The sequence below is a fragment of the Streptomyces sp. NPDC051315 genome, assembly GCF_044455165.1.
Lineage (GTDB): Bacteria > Actinomycetota > Actinomycetes > Streptomycetales > Streptomycetaceae > Streptomyces.
On the sequence record NZ_JBITEN010000002.1, the window covers coordinates 337,132 to 360,431 of the forward strand.

The 23,300-nt window shown below is 73.3% G+C and carries 18 protein-coding genes and 3 pseudogenes; 13 read left to right on the top strand and 8 right to left on the bottom strand.

The features are described 5' to 3' along the window. Positions 1 to 13 precede the first annotated feature (13 nt). A complete protein-coding gene (locus tag ACIBBD_RS04740; protein ID WP_399417837.1) occupies positions 14 to 808 on the bottom strand; it encodes an MHYT domain-containing protein in 795 nt (264 codons plus the stop codon). A gap of 152 nt (positions 809 to 960) precedes the next feature. On the opposite strand from ACIBBD_RS04740, the gene ACIBBD_RS04745 reads away from it, so the two are divergent. Next, positions 961 to 1,560 carry a class I SAM-dependent methyltransferase gene (locus ACIBBD_RS04745; protein WP_399417838.1) on the top strand — a complete coding sequence of 200 codons (600 nt, stop codon included), beginning with the start codon at positions 961 to 963 and terminating at the stop codon, positions 1,558 to 1,560. 26 nt (positions 1,561 to 1,586) lie between these two features. On the opposite strand, the gene ACIBBD_RS04750 is transcribed toward ACIBBD_RS04745, so the two are convergent. Further along, positions 1,587 to 2,321, bottom strand: coding sequence for an alpha/beta fold hydrolase (locus ACIBBD_RS04750; RefSeq protein WP_399417839.1), 735 nt, complete (start codon positions 2,319 to 2,321; stop codon positions 1,587 to 1,589). A 121-nt stretch (positions 2,322 to 2,442) separates the two neighbouring features. Between ACIBBD_RS04750 and ACIBBD_RS04755 the strand changes: the two genes are divergently transcribed. Next, positions 2,443 to 2,967, top strand: coding sequence for a PadR family transcriptional regulator (locus tag ACIBBD_RS04755; protein ID WP_399417840.1), 525 nt, complete (start codon positions 2,443 to 2,445; stop codon positions 2,965 to 2,967). A gap of 9 nt (positions 2,968 to 2,976) precedes the next feature. Here ACIBBD_RS04755 and ACIBBD_RS04760 read toward each other — a convergent pair. Then, a pseudogene (locus tag ACIBBD_RS04760) lies at positions 2,977 to 3,874 on the bottom strand (oxygenase MpaB family protein). Between the two features lie 99 nt (positions 3,875 to 3,973). Here ACIBBD_RS04760 and ACIBBD_RS04765 point away from each other — a divergent pair. Together ACIBBD_RS04765 and ACIBBD_RS04770 are read left to right on the top strand one after the other, a co-directional pair. Next, complete coding sequence (locus ACIBBD_RS04765) at positions 3,974 to 4,321, top strand: hypothetical protein (protein WP_399417841.1); 348 nt, start codon at positions 3,974 to 3,976, stop codon at positions 4,319 to 4,321. A gap of 137 nt (positions 4,322 to 4,458) precedes the next feature. Beyond that, the gene (locus ACIBBD_RS04770; RefSeq protein WP_399417842.1) at positions 4,459 to 5,295 is read left to right on the top strand and encodes a hypothetical protein; all 837 of its coding nucleotides are present in this window, start codon (positions 4,459 to 4,461) and stop codon (positions 5,293 to 5,295) included. Positions 5,296 to 5,652: 357 nt separating this feature from the next. Here ACIBBD_RS04770 and ACIBBD_RS04775 read toward each other — a convergent pair whose 3' ends face one another. Further along, on the bottom strand, positions 5,653 to 5,835 hold the full coding sequence (locus tag ACIBBD_RS04775) for a hypothetical protein (RefSeq protein ID WP_399417843.1): 183 nt from the start codon (positions 5,833 to 5,835) through the stop codon (positions 5,653 to 5,655). 230 nt (positions 5,836 to 6,065) lie between these two features. Between ACIBBD_RS04775 and ACIBBD_RS04780 the strand changes: the two genes are divergently transcribed. From ACIBBD_RS04780 to ACIBBD_RS04795, 4 genes are all read left to right on the top strand, one after another. After that, positions 6,066 to 8,078, top strand: coding sequence for a GDSL-type esterase/lipase family protein (locus ACIBBD_RS04780; RefSeq protein ID WP_399417844.1), 2,013 nt, complete (start codon positions 6,066 to 6,068; stop codon positions 8,076 to 8,078). Between the two features lie 68 nt (positions 8,079 to 8,146). Beyond that, a complete protein-coding gene (locus ACIBBD_RS04785; protein WP_399417845.1) occupies positions 8,147 to 11,053 on the top strand; it encodes a DEAD/DEAH box helicase in 2,907 nt (968 codons plus the stop codon). Continuing rightward, the gene (locus tag ACIBBD_RS04790) at positions 11,050 to 12,360 is read left to right on the top strand and encodes an SWF or SNF family helicase (protein WP_399417846.1); all 1,311 of its coding nucleotides are present in this window, start codon (positions 11,050 to 11,052) and stop codon (positions 12,358 to 12,360) included. Before ACIBBD_RS04785 ends, ACIBBD_RS04790 begins: the two co-directional genes overlap by 4 nt. A gap of 344 nt (positions 12,361 to 12,704) precedes the next feature. After that, complete coding sequence (locus tag ACIBBD_RS04795; RefSeq protein WP_399417847.1) at positions 12,705 to 14,048, top strand: esterase-like activity of phytase family protein; 1,344 nt, start codon at positions 12,705 to 12,707, stop codon at positions 14,046 to 14,048. Between the two features lie 95 nt (positions 14,049 to 14,143). Here ACIBBD_RS04795 and ACIBBD_RS04800 read toward each other — a convergent pair whose 3' ends face one another. Beyond that, on the bottom strand, positions 14,144 to 14,626 hold the full coding sequence (locus ACIBBD_RS04800) for a hypothetical protein (RefSeq protein WP_399417848.1): 483 nt from the start codon (positions 14,624 to 14,626) through the stop codon (positions 14,144 to 14,146). A gap of 356 nt (positions 14,627 to 14,982) precedes the next feature. Further along, positions 14,983 to 16,149 (bottom strand): xylose isomerase, encoded by a 1,167-nt coding sequence (xylA, locus tag ACIBBD_RS04805; RefSeq protein WP_399417849.1) that lies wholly within the window; start codon positions 16,147 to 16,149, stop codon positions 14,983 to 14,985. A gap of 115 nt (positions 16,150 to 16,264) precedes the next feature. On the opposite strand from xylA, the gene xylB reads away from it, so the two are divergent. Together xylB and ACIBBD_RS04815 are read left to right on the top strand one after the other, a co-directional pair. Then, a complete protein-coding gene (gene xylB, locus ACIBBD_RS04810) occupies positions 16,265 to 17,710 on the top strand; it encodes a xylulokinase (RefSeq protein WP_399417850.1) in 1,446 nt (481 codons plus the stop codon). Between the two features lie 14 nt (positions 17,711 to 17,724). Beyond that, entirely contained in the window at positions 17,725 to 18,933 is a 1,209-nt protein-coding gene (locus tag ACIBBD_RS04815; protein ID WP_399417851.1) for an ROK family protein, read from the top strand. 60 nt (positions 18,934 to 18,993) lie between these two features. Here ACIBBD_RS04815 and ACIBBD_RS04820 read toward each other — a convergent pair. Then, positions 18,994 to 19,545: pseudogene (locus ACIBBD_RS04820) on the bottom strand (hypothetical protein). Between the two features lie 117 nt (positions 19,546 to 19,662). On the opposite strand from ACIBBD_RS04820, the pseudogene ACIBBD_RS04825 reads away from it, so the two are divergent. Further along, a pseudogene (locus tag ACIBBD_RS04825) lies at positions 19,663 to 19,850 on the top strand (IS5/IS1182 family transposase); the annotation flags it as partial. A gap of 16 nt (positions 19,851 to 19,866) precedes the next feature. On the opposite strand, the gene ACIBBD_RS04830 reads toward ACIBBD_RS04825, so the two are convergent. Next, a complete protein-coding gene (locus ACIBBD_RS04830) occupies positions 19,867 to 20,418 on the bottom strand; it encodes a hypothetical protein (protein ID WP_399417852.1) in 552 nt (183 codons plus the stop codon). A 787-nt stretch (positions 20,419 to 21,205) separates the two neighbouring features. Here ACIBBD_RS04830 and ACIBBD_RS04835 point away from each other — a divergent pair. Together ACIBBD_RS04835 and ACIBBD_RS04840 are read left to right on the top strand one after the other, a co-directional pair. Further along, complete coding sequence (locus ACIBBD_RS04835) at positions 21,206 to 21,805, top strand: N-acetylmuramoyl-L-alanine amidase (RefSeq protein ID WP_399417853.1); 600 nt, start codon at positions 21,206 to 21,208, stop codon at positions 21,803 to 21,805. A gap of 118 nt (positions 21,806 to 21,923) precedes the next feature. Then, complete coding sequence (locus ACIBBD_RS04840; protein ID WP_399418131.1) at positions 21,924 to 23,192, top strand: GAF domain-containing protein; 1,269 nt, start codon at positions 21,924 to 21,926, stop codon at positions 23,190 to 23,192. Positions 23,193 to 23,300 lie beyond the last annotated feature (108 nt).

Below are 23,300 nucleotides of genomic sequence, written 5' to 3' on the forward strand. Positions count from 1 at the left end.
CCGTCCGGTCCTGTCACGCGGTGCGGGCCTGTTGACGGCCGGCGACGCTGTCCCCCGGCTGCTGCGCGGAGGCGGACGCCTCGCGCTCGCCCGTGGTGGGCGACAGCGCGACGAAGGCAGAGGTCAGGAAGAGGTAGGAGCCGAGGCCGACGGCGAGGGGGAAGATGAACTGCATCGCCGTGGCTCCGGGCAGGGCCGCGCCGGAGGGCGTGACGCGCACGTCCACGGCGAACATCGCGGTGTAGTGCATGCTGCTCACCGCCGCGCCCATGACGAGCGAGGCGAGGGTGACCGCGACCGGCGACTTGATGTCGAGGGCGGCCCAGAGAGCCGCGGTCGCCGCGACGACGGCGATCAGGACGGAGAGTCCTACCAGCATCGGGTCGTAGGTCACGTCGCCGTGCAGCCGGACCGCGGCCATGCCCAGGTAGTGCATGCTCGCCACGCCGAGTCCGGTGGTGAGGCCGCCGACCAGCAACGCGCGCGTGCGGTCGCGGCCGTAGCCGACGGCGAAGACTCCGGCGCAGACGACGAGCATGGCGACCGCGAGGCTGAGCACGGTCAGGGGGACGTCGTAGCGGATGTCGGTGCCGCTGACGCCGAAGCCGAGCATGGCCACGAAGTGCATGGTCCAGATGCCGGTGCCGAGGGCGGAGGCCGCCGTGACGAGCCAGTTGCGGCGCGAGCGCCCGGTGGCGCCGAGCGCCCGGACGGTGCAGCGCAGCCCGAGGGCGGCGCCGATGCAGGCCATCACGTACGACAGCACGGGGGTCAGCCAGCCGAAGGTGGCGTGGTCCAGGTGTCCCATGGCTCCGGGACGCTAGTGGGGGCGCGGGAGCACAAAGGGGGCGCATTTCGAAAGGTGCCGCAATATGACGCGGAAATGCGCCGGACCGATCGCCGCGCGCTCGAACGTGTGCGCCGAGACGTCCTCCGTGCCGGTGAGGGATCATGCGGCACATGAGCGACGACCACACACACGTCCAGGAGTTCTTCTCCGCGCGCGCGGCGGACTGGGACAGCCGGTTCCCCGACGACGGTCCCGCGTACGCGGCGGCGGTCGCCGACCTGGGTCTGCGCGAGGGTGACCGCGTGCTGGACGCGGGCTGCGGTACCGGACGGGCCCTGCCGCCCCTGCGCGCGGCCGTGGGGGCGTCGGGAGTGGTCCTGGGGGTCGATCTGACCCCGGCCATGCTGGAGGCGGCCGTACGGGCGGGACGGGACCGCGACGGGCGGCTGCTGCTCGCGGACGTGGCCGCGCTGCCGCTGCGCTCGGCGTCGCTCGACGCCGTGTTCGGGGCGGGGCTCGTCTCCCACCTGCCCCGCCCGGCGGAGAACCTGCGGGAGCTGGCCCGCGTCGTGCGCCCGGGCGGCACGCTGGCGCTCTTCCACCCGATCGGCAGAGCGGCGCTCGCCGCACGCCACGGCCGGCAGATCACCCCCGACGACCTGCGCGCCGAGCCGAACCTCCGCCCCTTGCTGGCCGGCTCCGGGTGGCGCCTGACCTCGTACGTCGACGAGGACACCCGCTTCCTGGCCCTGGCCGTGCGCGGGGACTGAGGCTCACGGCGCTCCGGCGACCGCCGTCACGAGGCGTCGGGGTTGTCGAACATGACGTTGTGACCGGCGGCGGGCACCGTCACCACGCGCACGCCCGCCGCCTCCAGGGCGTCGGCTCCCGCGAGCTCACCACTGCGTTCGCCCTGGAGGAAGACACGCTCGACCTGGTCGAGCCCCGCCAGGATCTCGCGCATGACCGGGTCGGATCCGCGCCGCAGTCCGACGGCACTGCGGTGCAGGGCGCGCGGGTCGGCCAGCCGCATGGTCGCCGCCCACAGGGGACCGACCCTTTCCAGCACACGCGCGTGGCCACCGTCGACGAAGTCGTCCTCCGTGTATGCGGCGATGCCACTGCTGCCCGCGGTCAGCGGCGGGAAGGCGTCGAGGTTGGCCTCCGTGAGGACGAGCCGGGAGACCAGGTCGGGGCGACGGTGGGCGAGGACGATGGCCACGGAGCCGCCCATGCTGTGGGCGACCAGTTCGGCGTCCCTCACGTCCGCCGCGTCCAGTGCGGCCGCCAGAGCGTCCGCGTGCTCCTCCAGGGTGTAGCCGAAGTCCTCGGGCCGGTCACTGATGCCGTGTCCGGGAAGATCGACGAACAGGCTGCGCCGACCGGCCAGTTCGGGACGGGCCGCCACGTGCGCGTGATAGGCGGCCGAGGTGGCTCCCAGCCCGTGCACGTACACGCGCGCGGGCTGCGCGCCGGGCGTCTCCGTCCAGCGGATCCGGCTTCCCCCACTACCGAACTCGGCCTGTCGCATCACTGCCTCCTCAGGGCACCACGTCGATTCGACCGACCGGGAGCATACCTCGGTATCGATGTATATCCACAGCGAAATACAGCAGGCTCGACGTACCACGGATCTACGGCAGAATGCAGGCATGCTGGAGCTCGCCATCCTCGGCTTCCTCTACGACGCCCCCCTGCACGGCTACGAGCTGCGCAAGCGCATCTCGGCTCTGACGGGCCACGTACGGCCCGTGGCCGAGAGCACCCTGTACCCGGCGATCAAGCGCCTGGAGAGGTCGGGCCTTCTGGTACGCGCGACGGAGCCCGGTGCCGTCGCCGCCCCACGGCACGTCCTGACCCTCACCGAAGAGGGCAGACGCGAGCTGCGCCGACGGCTCGCCGCACCCGGCGAGCGGGACATCACCGACGAGAACCGCTGGTTCACGGTGCTCGCCTTTCTCCGGCACCTGGACGACGCCGCGGCCCAGGCGGCCGTGCTGCGCCGTCGGCTGGCCTTCCTGGAGGAGCCGGCGAGCTTCTTCTACGACGGTGACCGGCCGCTGAGCGCCGAGGAGCTGGACGACCCGTTCCGGCGTGGCGTGCTCACCATCGCCCGGGCGACGTCCCGGGCCGAGGTCACCTGGCTGCGCGACACACTGGACTCACTGGGCGGCTGAACGCCGACCTCACCGGGTGGCCGGCCCGTCGACGTGCCGCACGGGGCAGCCTCCGGCACCGGGCACCGGGCGGGTGCCCAGGTCCGCCAGCCGGTAGCCGTTCGGGTAGCCCTTGATCTCCCAGTTCTGCCGTGCGAAATGGGGCCTGCGGCGCGGTGGCAGCAGCCGGACGGCGCGGCCACGCGCGCGTACCGCTCGGCGGACCAGTGCGCGGGTGACGGGGTCCGGCGCGGTGTACCGGAAGGCCTTCAGGAGCGGTTCGTCGAGCAGGGCGAGGGTGGCGGTGCGCAGCAGGGGGGGCGAGCGGCCGTGGGTACCAGGACGCCATCAGGGCGAGCGTGGCGTCCGAGACCCGGCGCGCGCCCTCGTCCCAGTCGAAGTGGGCCTCCTCATAGGCGTCGAGGCAGGCTTCGAAGTCCTCGTAGGTCCCGGGGATGTCCTTGATGCCCATGCGCTGTCCGAGGGTGCGGTAGTGGACGGTGGAGGCGACCATCTCGTGGCGGGACAGCCTGCGCCATCCGTAGGAGTCGATCCAGCGCTTGGGCATCACGACGAACGTGCAGAGGACGTACCTCATGTCGTCGTTGCCGATGTCATAGCCGCGGTGCATCTGGTTGATGCGGCGGACGGCCGTACGGCCCTGCTCGCTGTCGAAGCCGTGCTCCACGACGGCGTCCAGGAGCAGCGAGGTGTCGTCGTAGCGCTTCTGCGTGCGGTCCGTGAGCTCCGCCGTGCGCGCCAGCAGTCCGCCGATGCTCGGCACCGCGTAGGTGCGGTACAGGGCCAGTTCCAAGGCTCGGGTGTAGTCCCAGGGGAACTCGTACGCCACGGTGAGCCGGTAGATCTCCGAGGCGTCCTCGTACGGGTCCATCCGCCGGATCTGTTCGAGCCGCTCGAAGCGCTTCACCGCACCGACCCCCTCCTGCCGCCGAAGCTCCAACTCTACGGCGAACCGGTGCAGATGAACGCTCGGCACGGGGTAATCACCCAGGGGAAGGTGGTGGCCATGTTCGACGGGGTCCGCAGGGTCTGGGAGAGATTGCTCGGCGCCACTGGCGCGCGGTCGCGTGCGGGCGGGGAGCGGTCCGCCGACGGGAGGCAGCGCGTCGGCGGGCAGGAGCACACGGGCGGGAAGCGCACGCACAATCTGTTCGAGGCGGCCGCCGCGTACGTCTCGGCCTGCGCGGAGGACGACCAGGACGGGATCGAGGAGGCGGCGGGCTGGGTGTCGCCGGAGGCGCTGTCCTTCGGGGTCAACGAACTGGCCTGCCGTGCCGTCATCGCGCTCGCGCGGGAGCGGGACGAGTCGCCGCGGACGGTGGCCCGGACGCTCCTGGGGCTGCCCACCGTGTGAACCCCGCCGGCAAGCTGGGGGGATTCGCCCCCGTCCGGTCGGAAAACTGCAGCTCCGGGTGTGTCGGGGAGTCGTGACAAGCGCCTTCCCGCCGCACTAGGGTGCGCGCCGTTGGACGAACGGATGGGGAGGCTGGAATGGCCGGGACGGACGAGGACGCCGTCGCCGCCGCGGACGATGCGCTCTATGTGCTCACGGCGGTGCTGCTGACGCCGGCGAAGTTCCCGAGTGTGCTGGGCGACGACTACCCGGAGGCCTGCGCGGCGCTCGGCCTCGCGCCGCTCGCCGACGGATACGGCCTGGTGCTGGGCCAGGACGGTGAGGGTGCGCGGTGGACGGTCGTCATCGACGACGTGTCGCTGGTGGCCGTCGCCATCGCGTCGTGGGACTGCGGCATGGAGTACGACCTCTCGCCCGACGAGCGCACGGTGGTCGCCGCGCTGCCCGGCTGGCCCCTGGAGGTGGCCGTCGCTGCTCCCGGCGTGCCGGCCCCGCACGATCCGGCCCCCGAGGTCGCGGACGGTCCCGCCCTGAGCCCGCCGGACACGAGCACCTGGGGCCCAGCCCAGCGGCGGCTGGGCGCGGACGAGATAGCGCTGCAGTGGGCGCTGTGGCGCGAGCAGATCGACGACGCCGAGTTCACGTCGGCACAGGACGGTGCTCGGGCCGACGATGCGGCCGAGGCGGAGGGGCAGGCACCGAAGGGACACAGCGGCATCCGGCGGGTCCTCGCGGAGGCGCGCTCCTACGTCGACTCCCCGCCTCCGCTGGGCCGCGTGCGCTCGTCGTTCGCGCCCGGCGACGCGCGCACCCTGCGCGCGGACGGTCCCGGCTGGTCGCTGGTGGCCAGGACCGACGACATCGCCTTCGTCCTGCTCGACGACGAGCCCGGCGAGGTACTGCCGGTCGGCCGGGGCCCCGAACTGCCGGGGCTCCTGGAGGCGCTCGACAAGATGGCGGTCCGACCGAGCTGAGCCCCCGCGCGGGTGGGGGCCGACCCGCCGGGCGGGCGGCAGCCTGCCGCGCGGGTGGCAGCGTACGAGGCCCCGCGCAGCCTTCCTGCGGATGTCAGCCTTCCCTTCGATGGCAGCGTTCCCCGCGGATGGCAGCCATCCTGCCTGTCGCGACCTTTCCCTCCGGCGGCCGGCCTCCCCTGCGAGCAGCGACCGGCCCTTCACGCGGGCGGCGAGGTGGTCAGCCGTCTCCGGCGGGGCGACCGGGGCCGGGTCGGGCTCGGGCCGGCCGAAAGGGGCCGGACAGACCGACGGCTGCCGGGCCGGCCGACGACTGCCGGACCGGCCGACGGGGGCCGCACCGCGACCCCCGCCCTCTCAGCGACCGAGCTCCTTGCGGCTGACGCGGCGCAGCCTGCGCCGCTGCGAGGGGTCCAGCGCGAGGTACGCCGCCGCCGGAACCCCCAGCACGATCAGCAGAGCCGCCCACCAGGGCAGCCAGATCCACAGAAGAAGCCCGACGGCCACACCTCCTGCGGCGATCTTCGCGTTCTTCGACATATGCGTCGCCTCCTCCGCGGCCACTGCCGCTCTCTGCTGTGAAAACGGGACAGCGGGGCGCGCGGTTCCAGCCGCGACCCTGAGAGATCCCTGATGTACACCCCTCAGGGCGACCGGTGGTGCGCCAACAGGCCCCGGCCTCTCGGTGGACCCCTTGACGCTGAACCGTTTCATTGCTTCTCTCGAAAGGCTGCCCACGGGAGCGCTCCCACCCCACCGAAGGGATCTCCGTGCAGACAACCCCCCACACCACGTCCCACGCCGCCCGCTCACACCGCGTCGCACGCGCCCTTCCGGCGCTCGTCACGGCCGCACTCGTCGCCTGCCTGCTGTCCTGGGCGGGTGGCTCCCCCGCGCAGGCCGCGCCGGGGGACGGCTCGGTCTCCGACCCCAACATCGTCTACGTCGGACGCTGGGACACCAGCGCCGGCACCGCGGCGGTGCCCTCCTGGACCGGCGCCTATCTGCAGACGGCCTTCACCGGCACCACGGTGAAGGTCAAGGCCAGAGACGCGGTCAACCTGTACGCCAGCATCGACGGTGGCCCCGATGTCTTCCACGCGGGGGTGCGCGGCACGGTGAACCTCACTCCCCGGCCGCTGCCTGCCGGCACCCACACCCTGCGCCTGTCCTACCGCTCCGGCGACACCGTCTTCCAGGGCCTGGTGCTGGACCCCGGTGCGCGCACGGTCGCGCCGAACACCCCGTCACGGCTGATCGAGTTCGTCGGCGACTCCATCACCGCCGGGGCGCTCACCGACCGCCTGGCACTGGACTCGTACGCCTGGAAGACCGGCGAGCAGTTGGGGGCGCGCCACACCCAGATCGCCCGTTCCGGCTACTGTCTCGTCGCCCGGTCCGGATGCACGGGCCTGAGCACGCAGTTCTTCAGGACGGCGAGCACGGGCGGCCAGGACTGGGACTTCTCCCGCTACCGGGCGGACGCCGTCGTCGTCAACCTCGGCACCAACGACATCGGCCACGGGGTGTCGGGCTCGTCCTTCCAGTCGGCGTACACCAAGTTCCTGAGCGACCTGCGCGCCACCTACCCGAACGCGCACCTCTTCGCCGTGCAGACGCTCAAGAAGCGCTACCTCACCGAGACGAGGGCGGCCGTCACCGCCCGCGCCGAGGCCGGTGACACCAGGGTGCATCACGTCGACACCACGGGCTGGCTGACCGACGGCACCGACTACGAGGACGGCAACGGGCATCCCAACGAAGCCGGCCACACCAAGTTCGCGAACCGTCTCGCCCCCGTCATCGGCGCACGTCTCGGCGACCCCACGTCCACCGCGGCGGCCGCACCCGGTCAACCCGGCGATCCGCACATCAAGTTCGTGGGCCGCTGGGACACCCGGACCTCCTCCACCGCCTACACCCCGCACTGGGCCGGCGCCTACTACCGGGTCGGCTTCACCGGCCGGACCGTCCAGCTCAAGCAGCGCGGGACGGTCGACTTCTGGGCGAGGATCGACAACGGCCCGGTGAAGTTCTACGACGACGTGAAGGGGACGGTGAACCTGACCCCCTCCCCGCTGCCCGCCGGCAGTCACACCCTCCAGGTCAACTACCAGGTCGTCGCCGGTTCGTACCGGGGCGACGCCGTCTTCCAGGGGCTCGTCCTCGACAGCGGTGCCACGACGTTCGCGCCTCCGGCGCCCGGCAAGCTGATCGAGTTCGTCGGCGACTCGATCACGGTGGGGACGACGTCCTCACAGAACGCCCGCACCGCGTACGGCTGGCTGATCGGGGAACGGCTCGGCACCGAGCACACCCAGATCGCGCAGGGCGGCGCCTGTCTGGTCGCCACGGCGGACGGATGCGTCGGCCTGGAGCGGCAGTTCACCAAGCTCAACCCGAACGCGACCACCCCCGACTGGGACTTCTCCCGCTACCAGGCGAACGCGGTCGTCATCAACCTCGGCACCAACGACGTCGGCCACGGCGTCAGTTCCACGCAGTTCCAGGCGGCGTACACCAGCCTGCTCCGCACGGTCCGCGCCGCGTACCCGCAGGCGTGGATCTTCGCCCTGGAGACCTTCCGCGGCCGGTACGTCCCGCAGACCGAGGCGGCCGTCAAGGCGGCCGTCGACGGCGGCGACTCACGGATCTCCTTCGTCGACACCACCGGCTGGCTGGGTTCGGGCGACCTGACGGACTCGGTCCACCCCAACGACCAGGGACACCGCGTCATCGCGGACCGGCTGGCACCCGTCATCGCGGCACGGATCGGCATGTGAGGCACCTGGGGTAGCTCACATTCGACCGGAAGTGCTGTACCCTCGGCGACCCGGTTCAGTAGTCAAATTTGAGGAGTAGGCTCATCTCTGCGCAGAGGGTTTCCGCGGAACCGCCGTCCGAGATCGTCGAACTGGCCCGTCACCCCGCCCTGTTCGTGCCCGGCACGCCCGCGCGTACCGGCAGCGTCGCCTTCTGGCGGCTTGACGGTGACGCTCCTGTCCGCTTCGCCTCCGGTGCCGTCTCGGACCTGTCCGTCGTCCGGCCCACCGAGTCCGGCGTGGAACTCGTACGGCTGCCTGTCGTGCTGCTTCCGGTGCGCGACGCGCTGCCCGTCCTCACGCGCGCGCGTGCCGTCCCCGGCGGGCACCGGGCCGTCGCGTTCTGGGGCGCGGCGGCCCTGACCGCGCTGGACCTCGTCGCGCGCGGCCTGCTGCTGCCCGGTCTGTCCCCGGACGATCACGACGCCTGGCGCGCCGGCCCGCTGGGCCCGGACGACGTCGACCGCGTACGCCGTCTCGCCGCCGCGATGCCTCCCGAGGCGCACGCGGCACCGCTGGACGACAGCGTGCCGCTGCGCCTGCCCGATCCGGAGTCGCTGCTACGGGCCTTCCTGGACGCGGTCGCGGACGCACTGCCCCGCTCCCCCGCCGCCCCGCTCATGACGGGCGGCCCGGCGTACGCGGCGCAGCAGCCCTCGCGCGTGCCGGAACTGCGCGCGTGGGCCGCCGACGTGGCGGCCGGGCACGACGCGGGCGTACGGATTTCGCTGCGGATCGAGGTGTCCGGGCTCTCCGGGGCGTCACCCGAGGAATCCGGGGCGTCAGCCGCGGAAGCGGTCGCGAGGTTCCGCGCCGTGCCGCAGGTGCACAGCGTGGGCGATCCGGCGCTGGTCGCGGACGCCGTCACCGTGTGGCAGGACGCCGATCCCGCGGGGCAGGCGTTCGGACCGCGCGCACGCATGGACGCGCTGCTCGCCCTGCGCCGTGCGGCCCGTGCCTGGCCCGCGCTCACGCCCTTGTTGTCGGCGGCCGTCCCGGACGCCGTCGACCTGCTCGACGAAGAGGTCGCCGAGCTCCTCGGCGAGGGTGGGCGGGCGCTGGCGGGCGCGGGAGTCGAGGTGCACTGGCCGAGGGACCTGGCCCGCACACTCACCGCCCGCGCGGAGGTGGGGCCGGCGGAGGACGGAACGGGACCGGACCGGGCCGGTGCGGACACGCCGTCGTTCCTGTCCGCGGACGCGCTGCTCTCCTTCACCTGGTGGTTCGCGCTGGGCGACCAGCAGCTCACGCGTGCGGAGCTGGACCGGCTCGCCGAGGCCAACCGCCCCCTCGTGCGGCTGCGCGACCAGTGGGTTCTGATCGATCCCCGGGAGCTGCGCCGCGCCCGCGCGCAGCAGGACCGCAAGGTGACGCCGATCGACGCCCTGAGCGCCGCGCTGACGGGATCCACCGAGGTCGAGGGCCGCCGGGTCGACGTACGCCCCACCGGGTGGCTGGCCGCACTGCGGGAGCGTCTGACGCGCCCTGAGGACCCGGAGCCGGTCGCGCAGCCCGCCGCGCTCGCCGCGACACTGCGCGACTACCAGCGGCACGGCCTCGACTGGCTGGCCCGCACCACGGCCCTGGGACTCGGCTGCTGCCTCGCCGACGACATGGGACTCGGCAAGACCGTCACACTGATCGCGCTGCACCTGCACCGCCAGACGGACCCCGCGGCCGCCGGGCCGACCCTCGTGGTTTGTCCGACGTCCCTGATGGGCAACTGGCAGCGCGAGATCGAGAGGTTCGCGCCGGGCACGCCCGTGCGCCGCTTCCACGGACCACGACGCGAGCTGGACGCGCTCGCCGACGGGGAGTTCGTGCTCACGACGTACGGCACCCTGCGGCTGGACGCGAGCCGGCTCGGCGAGGTGCCGTGGGGCCTGGTCGTGGCGGACGAGGCGCAGCACGTGAAGAACCCGTACTCGGAAACCGCGCGGGCGCTGCGCACGATCGGCGCACGCGCGCGGGTGGCGCTCACGGGCACCCCGGTGGAGAACAACCTGTCGGAGCTGTGGGCGATCCTCGACTGGACGACACCGGGTCTGCTCGGCCGGCTGGGCACCTTCCGCACGCGGTACGCGCGAGCCGTCGAGGAGGGCGGCGACCCGGCCGCGGCGGAGCGGCTCGCCCGGCTCGTGGCCCCCTTCCTCCTGCGCCGCCGCAAGTCGGACCCGGGGATCGCCCCCGAGCTGCCGCCCAAGACCGAGACCGACCGCCCGGTGTCCCTCACCACGGAGCAGACGGGCCTGTACGAGGCGGTGGTGCGCGAGACGCTCGCGGCGATCGCCGAGGCCGACGACATGGCGCGGCGCGGGCTCGTCGTGAAGCTCCTGACCGGCCTCAAGCAGATCTGCAACCATCCGGCGCAGTACCTCAAGGAGGAGCGGCCGCGGACCGCCGGGCGGTCCGGGAAACTGGAGCTCCTGGACGAACTGCTCGACACCCTCCTGGCCGAGGGGGCGAGCGTCCTGGTGTTCACCCAGTACGTGCGCATGGCGCGGGTTCTCGAGCGGCACCTGGCCGCACGGGGCGTGCCGTCGCAGTTCCTGCACGGAGGGACGCCCGTGCCCGCGCGCGAGGCGATGGTCCGGCGTTTCCAGGACGGCGGGGTTCCCGTGTTCCTGCTGTCGCTGAAGGCGGCCGGCACCGGACTCAACCTCACGCGCGCGGAGCACGTCGTGCACTACGACCGCTGGTGGAACCCCGCCGTCGAGGCGCAGGCCACCGACCGGGCGTACCGCATCGGCCAGACCCGGCCCGTGCAGGTGCACCGGCTGATCGCGGAGGGCACGATCGAGGACCGCATCGCCGACATGCTGCGTCGCAAGCGCGACCTCGCGGACGCCGTCCTCGGGTCGGGTGAGGCCGGGTTCACGGAACTGTCGGACGCCGAGCTGGCCGAACTGGTGGAGCTGCGAGGAGGCACGCGATGAGTCGGTACGACGGTGACGGGGAAAAGACGTTCGCGGCGTTGCCTCCCGCGCGCGGGAGGGGGTTCGCGCAGACGTGGTGGGGCCGGGCGTGGCTGGCGGCCCTGGAGGACGGGGCGCTGGACGCGGAGCAGGTGCGGACGGGGCGCAGGCTCGCGCGCGCGGGAGCCGTGGGCGCCGTGTCGGTGCGTCCGGGCCGCCTCACGGCCGTCGTCCAGGACCGCGACCGGACACCGCACCGGGCCGACGTGCTGCTCGACGTCCTGACGGACGCGCAGTGGGACCGGTTCCTCGACCTGACGGTGGAGCGGGCCGGACACGTTGCCGCGTTGCTGGACCGCGAGATGCCGCCGCATCTGGTCGAGGACGCGGCGACGGCCGGGATCGAGCTGCTGCCCGGTCTGGGTGACCTGGAGGCGGAGTGCGACTGCGGCGCCTGGGACCACTGCGGTCACACGGCGGCGCTGTGCTACCAGGTGGCGCGGCTGCTCGACCAGGATCCGTTCGTCCTGTTCCTCCTGCGGGGACGCGCCGAGCAGGCCCTGCTGGGCGACCTCCAGGCGCGTGGCGCGGCCGAACCGGCCGGGACGGCGTCTCCCCGGTCGGAGGGCGTGGACGCGGCGGAGGCCTACCTGGCGGGGCACGTCCTGCCGCCGCTCCCGGCCGCGCCGGAACTCCCGGAGGAACCCGGCGTGCCGCCCTCGTTGGACACGGACGCCCGGCCTCCTGAGGGCGTGGACCCGGCGGCCCTGCGAGCCCTGGCCGCCGGGACGGCCGCGCAGGCCCACGCCCTGCTCGGGGAGGCGCTGCGTCCCGGGGCGGAACGGAGGCCGTTCGCACCGCGGTTGACGGTGGCTCAGGACGCGGTCCGGCTCGCGGCCGGCCGCACGGGACAGCCCGAGCCGGCGTCTCCCGTGGCGGACCGGCTCGCCATCGGATCAGGACGCAGCCGGGAGCAACTGGCGCTGGCCGTCAGGGCCTGGCGGCTCGGCGGCGCGGCCGCCCTGTCCGTGCTGGAGGAGGAGTGGACCGTCGAGGGGGAGGCTCTCGCACGCGCGCGTGCCGCGCTGGACTCGGCCTGGGAGGACGACGAGCGACCGGCACTGCGGGCGAGGGGCAACCGCTGGACGGTCGTCGGGGCGGCCGGCCAACTGCGGCTGGGACGGGACGGGCGCTGGTGGCCCTACCGCAAGGAGCGCGGCCGTTGGGTTCCGGACGGCGACGCGGCGCTGGACCCGGCGACGGCCCTGGCCTCGATCCCCCCCGAGGGGGAGGAAGCGCTTTCCCCGGGCGGGGCCGGGCTTTCATAGCGGGGGACTGCCCTGGCCCGGAGCCGGGCTCCCCCGGCCCGGAGCCGGGCTCCCCCGGCGCGGAGTCGGCCTCTCCCGGCCCGATGTCGGGCTCCCTGGCCCGGAGTCGGGTGTGCCCGGCCTGGGGCAGGGCTTCCCGATCCTGAAGTCAGGGCGCAAAGTCGGCTTTGGCCGGCGCGGAGTCGGGCTTCGCCGGCGCGAGGTCTGCCTTTGTGGGCGCGGAGTCGGGCCGAGGGCCGGCCCGTCGGGCGGCTGACGCCCCCGGTTCACCGGGGCGTCGCGCGGCGTTGGGTGAGTGAGCCGACCCTTGCCGCTGTCACCGCACTTGCTCCTCAGGAGGCCCGATGTCCCCGCACGCCACCGGCCGGCGCCGCGTCCACCGTTCCGTCGCGGCGGGCGTACCGCTCGCCGTGCTGGCCGCTCTCGCCACCGCCGGACCGGCCGCCGCGCACACGCCGTCCGGGGAGGCGTACGTCACCCGGACGGCGACCCTCGGCGACATCCCGCTCGGGCCGTTCAGCAACGCGCTGCTGCCGGGCACGGTGGCCGACGACCGGGGCGTGGATCTCGGCGGCATCGGCAGCGACCTCTACCCGGCCGGCCGCGAGGGCCAGTTCTGGACGGTCACCGACCGTGGGCCCAACGGCCAGATCAAGGTGGACGGCGTCAAGCGCCGCACGTTCCCCGTACCCGGCTTCGACCCGGCGATCGTACGGATCCAAGTCACCGGTGAGACGGTGAAGGTGCTCCAGGCGATCCCGCTCACCACGCGGTCGGGAGGGCCCGTGACCGGCCTGTCCAACCAGGAGGGACGCGACGAGGCGCCGTACTCCCACGACGCGACGACACCCCTGCCGTACAACCCGAACGGACTGGACACCGAGGGCATCGTGCGGGCCGCGGACGGGAGTTTCTGGCTCGTCGACGAGTACGGGCCCTCGCTGGTGCACGTCTCCGCGCGCGGGAAGGTACTCACGCGCTATGTGCCCGAGGGACTGAACCTCGCGGGCGCGGACTACTCGGTGGTCGAGGCGCTGCCCGGGGTCCTGCTGCACCGGAAGATCAACCGTGGCTTCGAGGGGCTCGCCCAACTGCCGGGCGGTGACCTCGCGCTGGCGGTGCAGAGTCCGCTGTCGCTGCCGGACACGGACGCGGGCGAGGCCTCGCGCACCGTGCGTCTGCTGCGTTTCTCGCCGAAGAAGAAGGCGGTCACCGCCGAGTACGCGTACCGCTTCGACCCGGTGGAGGTGGTGGACCCGGGTGAGGACGACACCTCCGAGCTGAAGATCTCCTCGGTGGTCGCGGTGGGCGGCGACCGGCTGCTGGTCGAGGAGCGCACGGACAAGGCCGCTCGCCTGCATCTGGTGCGGCTGGACCGTGGGGCGAACATCCTGGGCGGCCGCTGGGACGACGAGGCGACGTCGCCGTCGCTGGAGCAGCTCGACGACCCCAAGGCCTCGGGGGTCCCGGTCCTGAGCAAGCGGCTCGTGGTCGACCTGGGCACGGTCGCCGGGGTGCCGGGCAAGATCGAGGGCGTCGCGCGCGTGGACCACGACACGCTCGCCCTGATCAACGACAACGACTTCGGGATGACGGACGGCACCGGGGCGTTCGACGCGCAGGGACGCCTGGTGGACAGCGGCGTGGAGACGACGGTGACGTACGTACGGCTGCCGCGGGGCGTGTGACGCGGTCCGGGCCTCGCTGACGCGCCGGGGCGGCACACGTGCGTGTGCGGGACGAACCCCGAACCCCCACGCGCGTGTGCCGTACCGCCGCACCGTTACGGCAGCAGCTCGTCCAGGGACGGCAGGAGCGACTCGAGTGCGCTCGGCACCTCGGTGGGCAGCCCGGTCGGCAGTTCGCTCGGCAGTCCGGTCGGCAGTTCGGTGGGGAACTGGGAGGGCGGTTCGCTCGGCAGCCCGCTGGGCAACTGGATCGGAAGGCTGATGGAGGGCTCCGGAGAGGAACGGGTGCCCGTCGGTGGCTTCTCGTCCGGCTCGTCGTCACTGCCCGAGGCCGTCAGCACCACGGCGACGACGGCGACGGCGGCGGCCAGCAGCCCGAGAACCGCGAAGAGGGGGTTCCCGCGCCTGCCCGAGCCACCGGGCGGGTCCGACGGTGAAAGGGGCGGCGGAGAAGGCGGTCGGCCGCCTCCCGTGCCGTGATCGGGGCCGTGGCCCGAGGAAGGCGGTCCGAAGCCGCCCGGGGGCGGCGTGTCGCCCGGCGGACCGGGCGGCTGGGGCGGTACGGGCGGCGTGGCCATACCGTCCAGCGTCACCCCGGCCCCCCTGGTGGCGCGACTGCCGCACGGAAGTTGGTACGGGCTCATGCCATGGACCGCATGATTCCGGCGTACTCGGTGCGGAGACCGGCGATACGAGGAGCGTCCGACGGCCCGCGCTGGTGCGTGTTCACGCGCGCGACCTCGGTGCCACGACCAGGCGCGCGCGTGGTTGAGGGGATGAGGACCACGCGCGCGCGTGCATGAAGGGGCGAGGACCGCGCGCGCAGGTGTGCAGGGAGGCGAGCCCAGCAGGTGTGCGTGAGGGCCCGCCCCCAGGCTGACGCACCCACGGGCGCGCGCGGTCAGCCCCGCAACGCACCCGCGCGCGCGTGCGGTCAGCCCCGGGCGCCGAGCAGGTGGTCCATGGCCAGCTGGTCGAGACGCTCGAAGGCCATGCCGCGGGCGGCGGCCGCCTCGGCGTCGAAGTCCTCGAAGGCGGAGCGGTCGGCCAGCAGGGCCTGCAGGCCGTCGGCGGCGGTGGGCTGCGCCAGCTGGTCCAGACGGGAGGCGCGCAGGGCCTCCTGGACCTCCGGGTCGTTGCGGAACGCGGCCGCACGCTCCTTGAGGATCAGGTAGTTGCGCATGCAGCCCGCGGCCGACGCCCAGACACCGTCGAGGTCCTCGGTGCGCGGCGGCTTGAAGTCGAAGTGCTTCGGGCCCGCGTAGCCGGCGCTCTCCAGCAGGTCGACCAGCCAGAACGCCGACCGCAGGTCACCGGCGCCGAAGCGCAGGTCCTGGTCGTACTTGATGCCGGACTGGCCGTTGAGGTCGATGTGGAAGAGCTTGCCCGCCCACAGCGCCTGCGCGATGCCGTGGGGGAAGTTCAGGCCCGCCATCTGCTCGTGGCCGACCTCGGGGTTGACGCCGTACAGCTCCGGGCGCTCCAGGCGCTCGATGAACGCCAGCGCGTGGCCGACGGTGGGCAGCAGGATGTCGCCGCGCGGCTCGTTCGGCTTGGGCTCGATGGCGAAGCGCAGGTCGTAGCCCTGGGCGGTGACGTACTCGCCCAGCAGGTCGAAGGCCTCCTTCATACGGTCCAGGGCCACGCGCACGTCCTTGGCGGCACCCGACTCCGCGCCCTCACGCCCGCCCCAGGCGACGTACACCTTGGCGCCGAGCTCGACGGCAAGGTCGATGTTGCGGATGGTCTTGCGCAGGGCGTAGCGGCGCACGTCGCGGTCGTTCGCGGTGAACGCGCCGTCCTTGAAGACCGGGTGGGTGAAGAGGTTGGTGGTGGCCATCGGCACGGTCATGCCGGTGGCGTCCAGCGCCTGGCGGAACCGCTTGATGTGCGCCTCGCGCTCGGTGTCCGAGGACCCGAAGGGGATCAGGTCGTCGTCGTGGAAGGTCACGCCGTACGCGCCGAGCTCGGCCAGGCGCTGCACGCTCTCGACCGGGTCCAGGGCACGCCGCGTGGCGTCGCCGAACGGGTCCCGTCCCTGCCAGCCGACGGTCCACAAACCGAAGGTGAACCTGTCCTCGGGGGTGGGCTGGTAGCTCATGCCGCGGCTCCTTGCTTGCAGACTATTTCGTCATGGCCGTTTACAAATTAGTATGCGAACGCATCTCTGGGAAGACAGATCCCGCAGAGCCGCGGAAAAAGTTAGGGAGAGCCCGATGTCAGCAGCCGAGGGTCCGCTCGTCGTCGGCGTGGACACGTCCACCCAGTCCACCAAGGTGCTGGTCGTCGACGCGGCCACCGGCCAGGTCGTCGCGAGCGGCCAGGCGCCGCACACGGTGTCCTCCGGCGCCGGCCGCGAGAGCGACCCGCGCCAGTGGTGGGACGCCCTGCACGAGGCGCTGCGCCAGTGCGGTGACGCGGCGCACGAGGCCGCCGCGGTGTCGATCGGCGGACAGCAGCACGGGCTCGTGACGCTGGACGAGCGCGGCGAGCCGGTGCGCCCTGCGCTGCTGTGGAACGACGTGCGCTCGGCCCCGCAGGCGCGTCGGCTGACCGAGGAACTGGGCGGCGCCACGTTCTGGGCGGAGCGCACCGGGTCCGTCCCGGCCGCCTCCTTCACGGTCACGAAGTGGGCCTGGCTCGCGGAGAACGAGCCGGAGGCCCTGCGCTCCACGAGGGCGGTCCGGCTCCCCCACGACTACCTCACCGAGCGCCTCACGGGCGAGGGCACGACCGACCGCGGTGACGCCTCGGGAACCGGTTGGTGGGCGTCCGCCACCGAGGCGTACGACGAGGAGATCCTCGCCCACGTGGGCCTTGACCCCGCGCTGCTCCCGCGCGTGGTGCGGCCCGGCGAGGTGGCGGGGACCGTGCGTGACAGCCATGACCTGCCCTTCTCCAAGGGCACCCTGGTCGCCGCGGGCACCGGGGACAACGCGGCGGCCGCGCTGGGGCTGGGATTGCGCCCCGGCACGCCGGTGCTGAGCCTCGGCACCTCGGGCACGGTGTACGCGGTGGCGAAGCGGCGCCCCACCGACCCGACCGGCACGGTGGCCGGCTTCGCCGACGCCCACGGTGACTGGCTGCCGCTGGCCTGCACCCTGAACTGCACGCTCGCCGTCGACCGCGTCGCGGCCCTGCTGAACCTGGACCGTGAGGCCGTGGAACCCGCCGCGGACCTCACCCTCCTGCCCTACCTGGACGGCGAACGCACCCCGAACCTGCCGAACGCCTCCGGCCTCCTGCTCGGCCTGCGCCACGACACCACCGCGGGCCAGCTCCTCCAGGCCGCCTACGACGGCGCCGTCCACTCCCTGCTCGGTGCGCTCGACCTCGTCCTCGACGAGGACGCGGACCGCGCGGCCCCCCTGCTGCTGATCGGCGGCGGCGCCCGCGGCACGGCCTGGCAGCAGACCGTACGGCGGCTGTCCGGGCGGCCGGTGCAGATCCCGGAGGCCAGGGAACTGGTCGCGCTGGGGGCCGCGGCGCAGGCGGCCGGGCTGCTGACCGGCGAGGACCCGGCCGCTGTCGCCCGGCGCTGGAACACCGCGCGGGGCCCGGTGCTCGATGCCGTCGAGCGGGACGACGCGACCCTGGCCCGGATCGCCGGGGTACTCTCCGACGCGGCCCCGCTGCTGGAGCGGGCCACGGACACCCACTGAGAGTCGACGCAGGCATGACCGCACCGCTGCACGAGGCGCGCCCGGCCGGGCCGGGGCGTGCGCTGCCCGACACCCAGCAGGGCATGCGCCGCCGCAACCTGGCCCGGGTGATGCACGCCGTCAGCGCCGAGGGACCGCTCTCACGGGCGGCGGTCGCCTCGCGCATAGGTCTGACCCGGGCGGCGGTGTCGACCCTCGTCGACGAGCTCATACGCACCGGTCTGCTGGAGGAGCTGGGCCCCGAGCGCCCCGGCCGGGTGGGGCGGCCCGGTTCGGCGCTCGCCGTGAGCGGCCGCGGCCCTGCGGGGATCGGCGCCGAGGTCGGCGTCGACCACCTCGCCGTCTGCGCCGTCGACCTGCGGGGCGAGGTGCGGGCGCGCGCAGAGCGGCACGGCACGAACCGGGGTCGCTCCCCCGAACCGGTGGTGGAGGAACTCACCCGGCTGGTCCGCGAGGTCGTCGCGGCGGCGGAGGGGGAAGGGCTGTGGCCGGCCGGGCTCGCCGTCGCCGTCCCCGGCCTGGTGGCCCGCGACGCCCACACCGTCGTCCGCGCCCCCAACCTGGACTGGCACGACGTCGACCTCGGCGCGCTGCTGCCCGGGGAGTTCCCGCTGACCGTCGACAACGAGGCCAACTTCGGCGGACTGGCCGAGCTCTGGCTCGGGGTGGACACCCCGCGGGACTTCCTGCACGTGTCCGCGGAGATCGGCATCGGCGCCGCGCTGGTGGTGGACGGCAGTCTGCTGCGCGGCACCCGCGGCTTCGCGGGCGAGCTGGGCCATGTGCCGGTGCACCCCGACGGGCCGCGGTGCGGGTGCGGCGGGCGCGGCTGTCTGGAGCAGTACGCCGGTGAGGAGGCCGTCCTGCGCGCGGCGGGCCTGGAGCTGGGTGAGGGCCGCGTCGGCCTGCTGGCGGGCCGCGCGGCCGACGGCGACGAGGATGTACGACGGGCCCTGAGCGAGGCCGGGACGGCCCTCGGCATCGCCCTGACCGGGGCGCTCAATCTGCTGGACCCCGAAGGTGTCGTGCTCGGCGGCGCCCTGGCCGGCCTCGCGCCCTGGCTGCTGCCGTCACTGGAGGCCGAACTCGCCCGGCGCACCGCGGGTCCGCCCTGCCCGGTGTCCGTGTCGCGGCTGGGCCCGGAGGGGCCGTTGCTCGGGGCGGCGCACTCCGTGGTGCGGGCGGTCCTCGACGACCCGGCGGCGGTGGCGGGTCGGAGCTGAGAGCTGTCCCGTGATGATCGTGCGGAACCGCGCTGCGGGCCCTGTCGATCGGTCCTTGAGTCAGTCCAGGCCGGTCGCCCATGCCGTCAGCGCGGCGAAGTCGTCGTCGACCAGGCCGCATCGGGGATCGACCCGGTGCAGTAGCGCGGGACCGTGGTGGTGCTCGTTCACCCAGACACGATCCGCCTCCGTGATCTCGTCGTCGATTCAGGCGAACGCCCGGCCTTTCGCCCACGCGACGATCTCCGGCATCTTCCGGAACACACCGCCGCCGGGCTCGGCCCGCGGCGAGGACCAGGCGATGAAGGGCAGCTCCGGCAATCCCAGTACCGGTGCCACGAAGACGTTGGCTTCTTCCTCCCACGTCGTCGCCCACACCAGGTCGAAGGGAAGCGCGTCCAGCGCCGGGCCGTGATTGGGGTTGAGCCACACGCGCAGCGGTTTCACCGGCTTGTTCGGCAGCCCCCACTCTGTCAGCCGACGCCGCTCGGCGGTCTCCCAGCGCGGCGTCAGCAGCCGGTGCGTCTCGTACCCCTCAGGACGTCGATACGGCTTCGCGGCATACGGGTTCAGCGGTCCGTCCACATCCACCAACAGCACTGGACGCACCAGCCCACCCCCTGATCCCGACCCGCACAGTACCGGCCGACGACGAGACCGCCCCGCGAGATGACGGCAGGCAGCGATCTCCGGCAGGTCGGGGCTCCGGGCGGATGGGACGGTCTTGCGGTGTCTGGTGTGATCACGGCCGGAACCGTCCTGGACAGTCCTGTTCCTCGGGCTGAGCGGGCGGCAGTTCGGCGAGCTGATCACCGCGCTCTGGCGCGAAGGGGCCGATACGCAGGGGCCGGCCGTGGAGCCTGCCGCTGGAGGACCGAGTGCTGCTGGTCGCCCCGTACTGGCGGACGAACCTGACACCTCAGGGGACAGCCCTCAGCGGGCCAGGCGGCCCAACACAGCACGGAACCTCTCCCGCCCTGCCGTGACGCTCGCGTCCCACAGGCCTGAGGCGTCACCGCTCAGCGAGAGGCACTGGAGCCGTTGTTCCTCGGCGAGAAGGCCGGCACCCGCCACGTTCCGGTCCAGCATCCCCATCGCGGTGAGCGCCGCGTGGCCGCAGGACACCGCGTCATCAGCGCTTCCCGACCCGTGGGCCGGCAGGGCATACCGCAGGCAGAGCACAGCGAAGAAGGCGTAGGTGTCGGCGACATCAGTGATCCCCTCCTCGTCCGGCCGAAGCTCCGGGAACCGCTCCAGCAGGCGTACGCGCTCGGCGGCGTCGGCGAGCGGCCGGTCGACGTACCAAAGATCGCGCACGGACTCCGCGTAGAAGTCCGGGTCGGCTTTCCGCCCCGGCGCGCCCGCCCGTAGGCCCACGAACAGTGGCGCCATGCGTTCGGTGCAGGCGGAGACATACAGGCGAATCGCCGCGCCGCCCCCGTCACGCAGCGCCTGCGCGACGGACTCCTCCACCAACGTCTCCACGTCCCACCCTCACGCCGTTCGAACAGAGCGACAGGCTACACAGCGAGCCGGCGGCCACAGCTTGACGAGCCAGGACCCCGAGGTGCCTGGACAGCCCCGTTCTCCGGGCTGGGCCCGCGTCAGTCCCGCACCCTGGTCACCGGGTTGCGGCGGGAGAAGGGGAGACAGCCGAGGAGTTTGTCGTACAGGTTCCGAGGAGCGGCGGTATGGCGTTCGCCACCGTCACGCGCCCTGGCCTCGGCGGCTCGACGCCCGCACGGTGTTCTGACCGCTGGAACTGCCCGTTCGGGTGAGCGAGTTGTCCACAAGTCCGCCGTCGTCCACCGATCCCCGTGGCTGCCTTCTGCCGCACCGGCAGGCGCCGTAACGTGATCACGCGGGCGCAGCCGGCACGGTCGTGCATCACACACCGCCGCAACCGCTCACGCCGCCTCCCGCAACCGCCCACGTTCACCTCGCCGTCTCCGCCTCCGACGGCTGTCCCCCGGAAGGAGCTGTGCAGCATGACCGACCCCCGGATCCCGACCGTGCGGTGGAGTTCGCGCGAAATACCGATTCGGTGAGCTGGACGAGTACCAGTTCGCAACCCCGGCGGTCGAGTCGCCGTTGGCCAGTGCGTGCGACACCCACCACACGCGCGTGGCCGAGCTCCGCAAGGAACGGCTGCGCGAGACACACCGGGGGCTGTACGCGCGGCTGCGGGAGACCGCGGCACTGCTGCGGGCCCGCGGGCCCGCGCCAAGACGGCAGGACATCCGGAAGACCCCACTGCGAAAGGCACCACCCCGTGGAACGAGCAAGACCCCTGCCCGGCAGGCGGCGGATTCTGAAGGGTGCGGCCCTGGCCGCCATCCCCTACGCGCTACTCCCGGACGCTCGGGCCGGCGCGCGGGGCGCGCCCGTCGACTACCCGCGCGCCGCATGGCAGCCCGCGACCCCCTCCAACTACACGGTGGCACACCGCCCCTCGACCCACGTCGTCGACCGCGTCGTCATCCACGTCACGCAGACCACCTACTCCACCGCCCTGTCCATCTTCCAGAACGCGCGGAAGAGGGTGTCCGCGCACTACGTCGTGCGCTCCGCCGACGGTCGTGTGGCGCAGTGCGTGAGCGAGTCCGACATCGCCTGGCACGCGGGGAACTGGGACTACAACACGCACAGCATCGGCATCGAGCACGAAGGGTGGGTGGACCGGCCGGCCTACTTCACCTCCGCCCTCTACGAGGAATCCGCCCGGCTGACAGCGTCGATCTGCGACCGGTACGGCATCCCGAAAAACCGGGCGCACATCATCGGGCACCACGAGGTGCCCGGCAGCGACCACACCGATCCCGGCGTGAACTGGGACTGGGCCCGCTACATGAGGCTCGTCAACTCCGTCTGACCGGACCGGACGCGTGGAGGCGGATCCCTCCCTTCGGGCGACTCCGGCCCAGACGGTTGTCGGCGTGCACACCCGGAGTGACGATGTCCCCAGCCGCATCGCCTTCCGGGAGGCCGAGTTGACCGATCCCTGGGTGGCCCTGGAACCGGGGGCCGACCCTGCCGAGCGTGTACGGGTACTGCGGCGGGCGCACGAGACGTTCACCGCGGCGGGCACGGTGCCGCGGCCGGTGCGGGCCGTGGTGGCCGACTCGTGGCGGCGTTCGGTGCGAGCAGGTGTCGGGCCCGACGGCACCGCGAGCGTGGAGCTGTCGGACGGTGACCTCGGCGCCTACCGGGCCGAGCATCCACTGGCGCGGGTGATGCCGCTGTTCCGTGAGCTCATGGGCACCTTCGCCGCCGACGGCGAGCATCTCCTCGCGGTGTGCGACGCGCACGGCAGGCTGCTGTGGGTGGAGGGTCACCCCGCGACGCGGCGGAAGGCGGGGCGGATGAACTTCGTGCCGGGCGCGCGGTGGGCCGAGAGCGCGGTCGGGACGAACGCGCCGGGCACGGCGGTCGCCGTGGACCGGCCGGTGCAGGTGTTCGCGGCCGAGCACTTCATCCGACGGGTGCAGCCGTGGACGTGCGCGGCGGCACCGGTGCACGACCCGCGGACGGGGCGTGTGCTGGGCGCGGTGGACATCACCGGCGGGGACGGGCTGGCGCATCCGCACAGCCTGGGTTTCGTCCAGGCGGTCGCGCGGGCCGCCGAGAGTCATCTCGCGCTGCTCGCCCCCGAGCGGCCGGACACCGCCACTCCGGAGCTGACGGTGCTGGGGCGGGACGAGGCGCACCTGACCAGCGGTGGCCGCACTCTCCGACTCAGCCGCCGGCACAGCGAGATTCTGGTCCTGCTGACCCGTCACCCGGAGGGCCTGACCGGCGACGAGCTGCTGTGCGCGCTGTACGAGGACGAGTCGGTGACGCCGGTGACCCTTCGGGCCGAACTCGCCCGGCTGCGCGGGGTCCTGGGGCCGGGACTCTTGGCCTCGCGACCCTATCGGCTGACCGTGCCCGTCGAGTCGGACGTCTCCGTCGTCGAGCGGCGCCTGGCCGCCGGCGCGATCACGGCGGCCGTGACGGCGTACGCGGGACCGCTGTTGCCGGCGTCGCAGGCGCCGGCGGTCGTGCGGCTCAGAAACCGTCTGGCCGGCGGTCTGCGTGCCGCGCTGATCGCCCGCCGCGATCCGGACCTGCTGGCGGACTGGGCACACGCCCCCTGGGGTGAGGACGACCTCGACGTGTGGCGGGCGCTGGCGGCAGCCCGCCCGACGGCGGCGGTCCGGGCCCGCCTGGCGGCACTGGAGTCGGAACTGGCGGTACCGGTCAGGTGGACGCGCGGGTAGAGCCGCACCCCGCACCCCGCACCCCGCACCGCAACGTCCCTGCAACGTCCGTATTCCTAGCCTCCCGCGGAGAGCTGCCCAACGGCGGGCAGCCCCGCTGAGGGAGGC

What these genes read in the sequence shown, in the direction of transcription:
- ACIBBD_RS04795 (WP_399417847.1), top strand. Translation starts at nt 12,705, where the DNA reads ATGTCCCCGCACGCCACCGGCCGGCGCCGCGTCCACCGTTCCGTCGCG.
- xylB (WP_399417850.1), top strand. Translation starts at nt 16,265, where the DNA reads ATGTCAGCAGCCGAGGGTCCGCTCGTCGTCGGCGTGGACACGTCCACC.
- ACIBBD_RS04745 (WP_399417838.1), top strand. Translation starts at nt 961, where the DNA reads ATGAGCGACGACCACACACACGTCCAGGAGTTCTTCTCCGCGCGCGCG.
- ACIBBD_RS04755 (WP_399417840.1), top strand. Translation starts at nt 2,443, where the DNA reads ATGCTGGAGCTCGCCATCCTCGGCTTCCTCTACGACGCCCCCCTGCAC.
- ACIBBD_RS04800 (WP_399417848.1), bottom strand. Translation starts at nt 14,626, where the DNA reads ATGGCCACGCCGCCCGTACCGCCCCAGCCGCCCGGTCCGCCGGGCGAC.
- ACIBBD_RS04770 (WP_399417842.1), top strand. Translation starts at nt 4,459, where the DNA reads ATGGCCGGGACGGACGAGGACGCCGTCGCCGCCGCGGACGATGCGCTC.
- ACIBBD_RS04740 (WP_399417837.1), bottom strand. Translation starts at nt 808, where the DNA reads ATGGGACACCTGGACCACGCCACCTTCGGCTGGCTGACCCCCGTGCTG.
- ACIBBD_RS04815 (WP_399417851.1), top strand. Translation starts at nt 17,725, where the DNA reads ATGACCGCACCGCTGCACGAGGCGCGCCCGGCCGGGCCGGGGCGTGCG.
- ACIBBD_RS04775 (WP_399417843.1), bottom strand. Translation starts at nt 5,835, where the DNA reads ATGTCGAAGAACGCGAAGATCGCCGCAGGAGGTGTGGCCGTCGGGCTT.
- ACIBBD_RS04765 (WP_399417841.1), top strand. Translation starts at nt 3,974, where the DNA reads ATGTTCGACGGGGTCCGCAGGGTCTGGGAGAGATTGCTCGGCGCCACT.
- xylA (WP_399417849.1), bottom strand. Translation starts at nt 16,149, where the DNA reads ATGAGCTACCAGCCCACCCCCGAGGACAGGTTCACCTTCGGTTTGTGG.
- ACIBBD_RS04750 (WP_399417839.1), bottom strand. Translation starts at nt 2,321, where the DNA reads ATGCGACAGGCCGAGTTCGGTAGTGGGGGAAGCCGGATCCGCTGGACG.
- ACIBBD_RS04790 (WP_399417846.1), top strand. Translation starts at nt 11,050, where the DNA reads ATGAGTCGGTACGACGGTGACGGGGAAAAGACGTTCGCGGCGTTGCCT.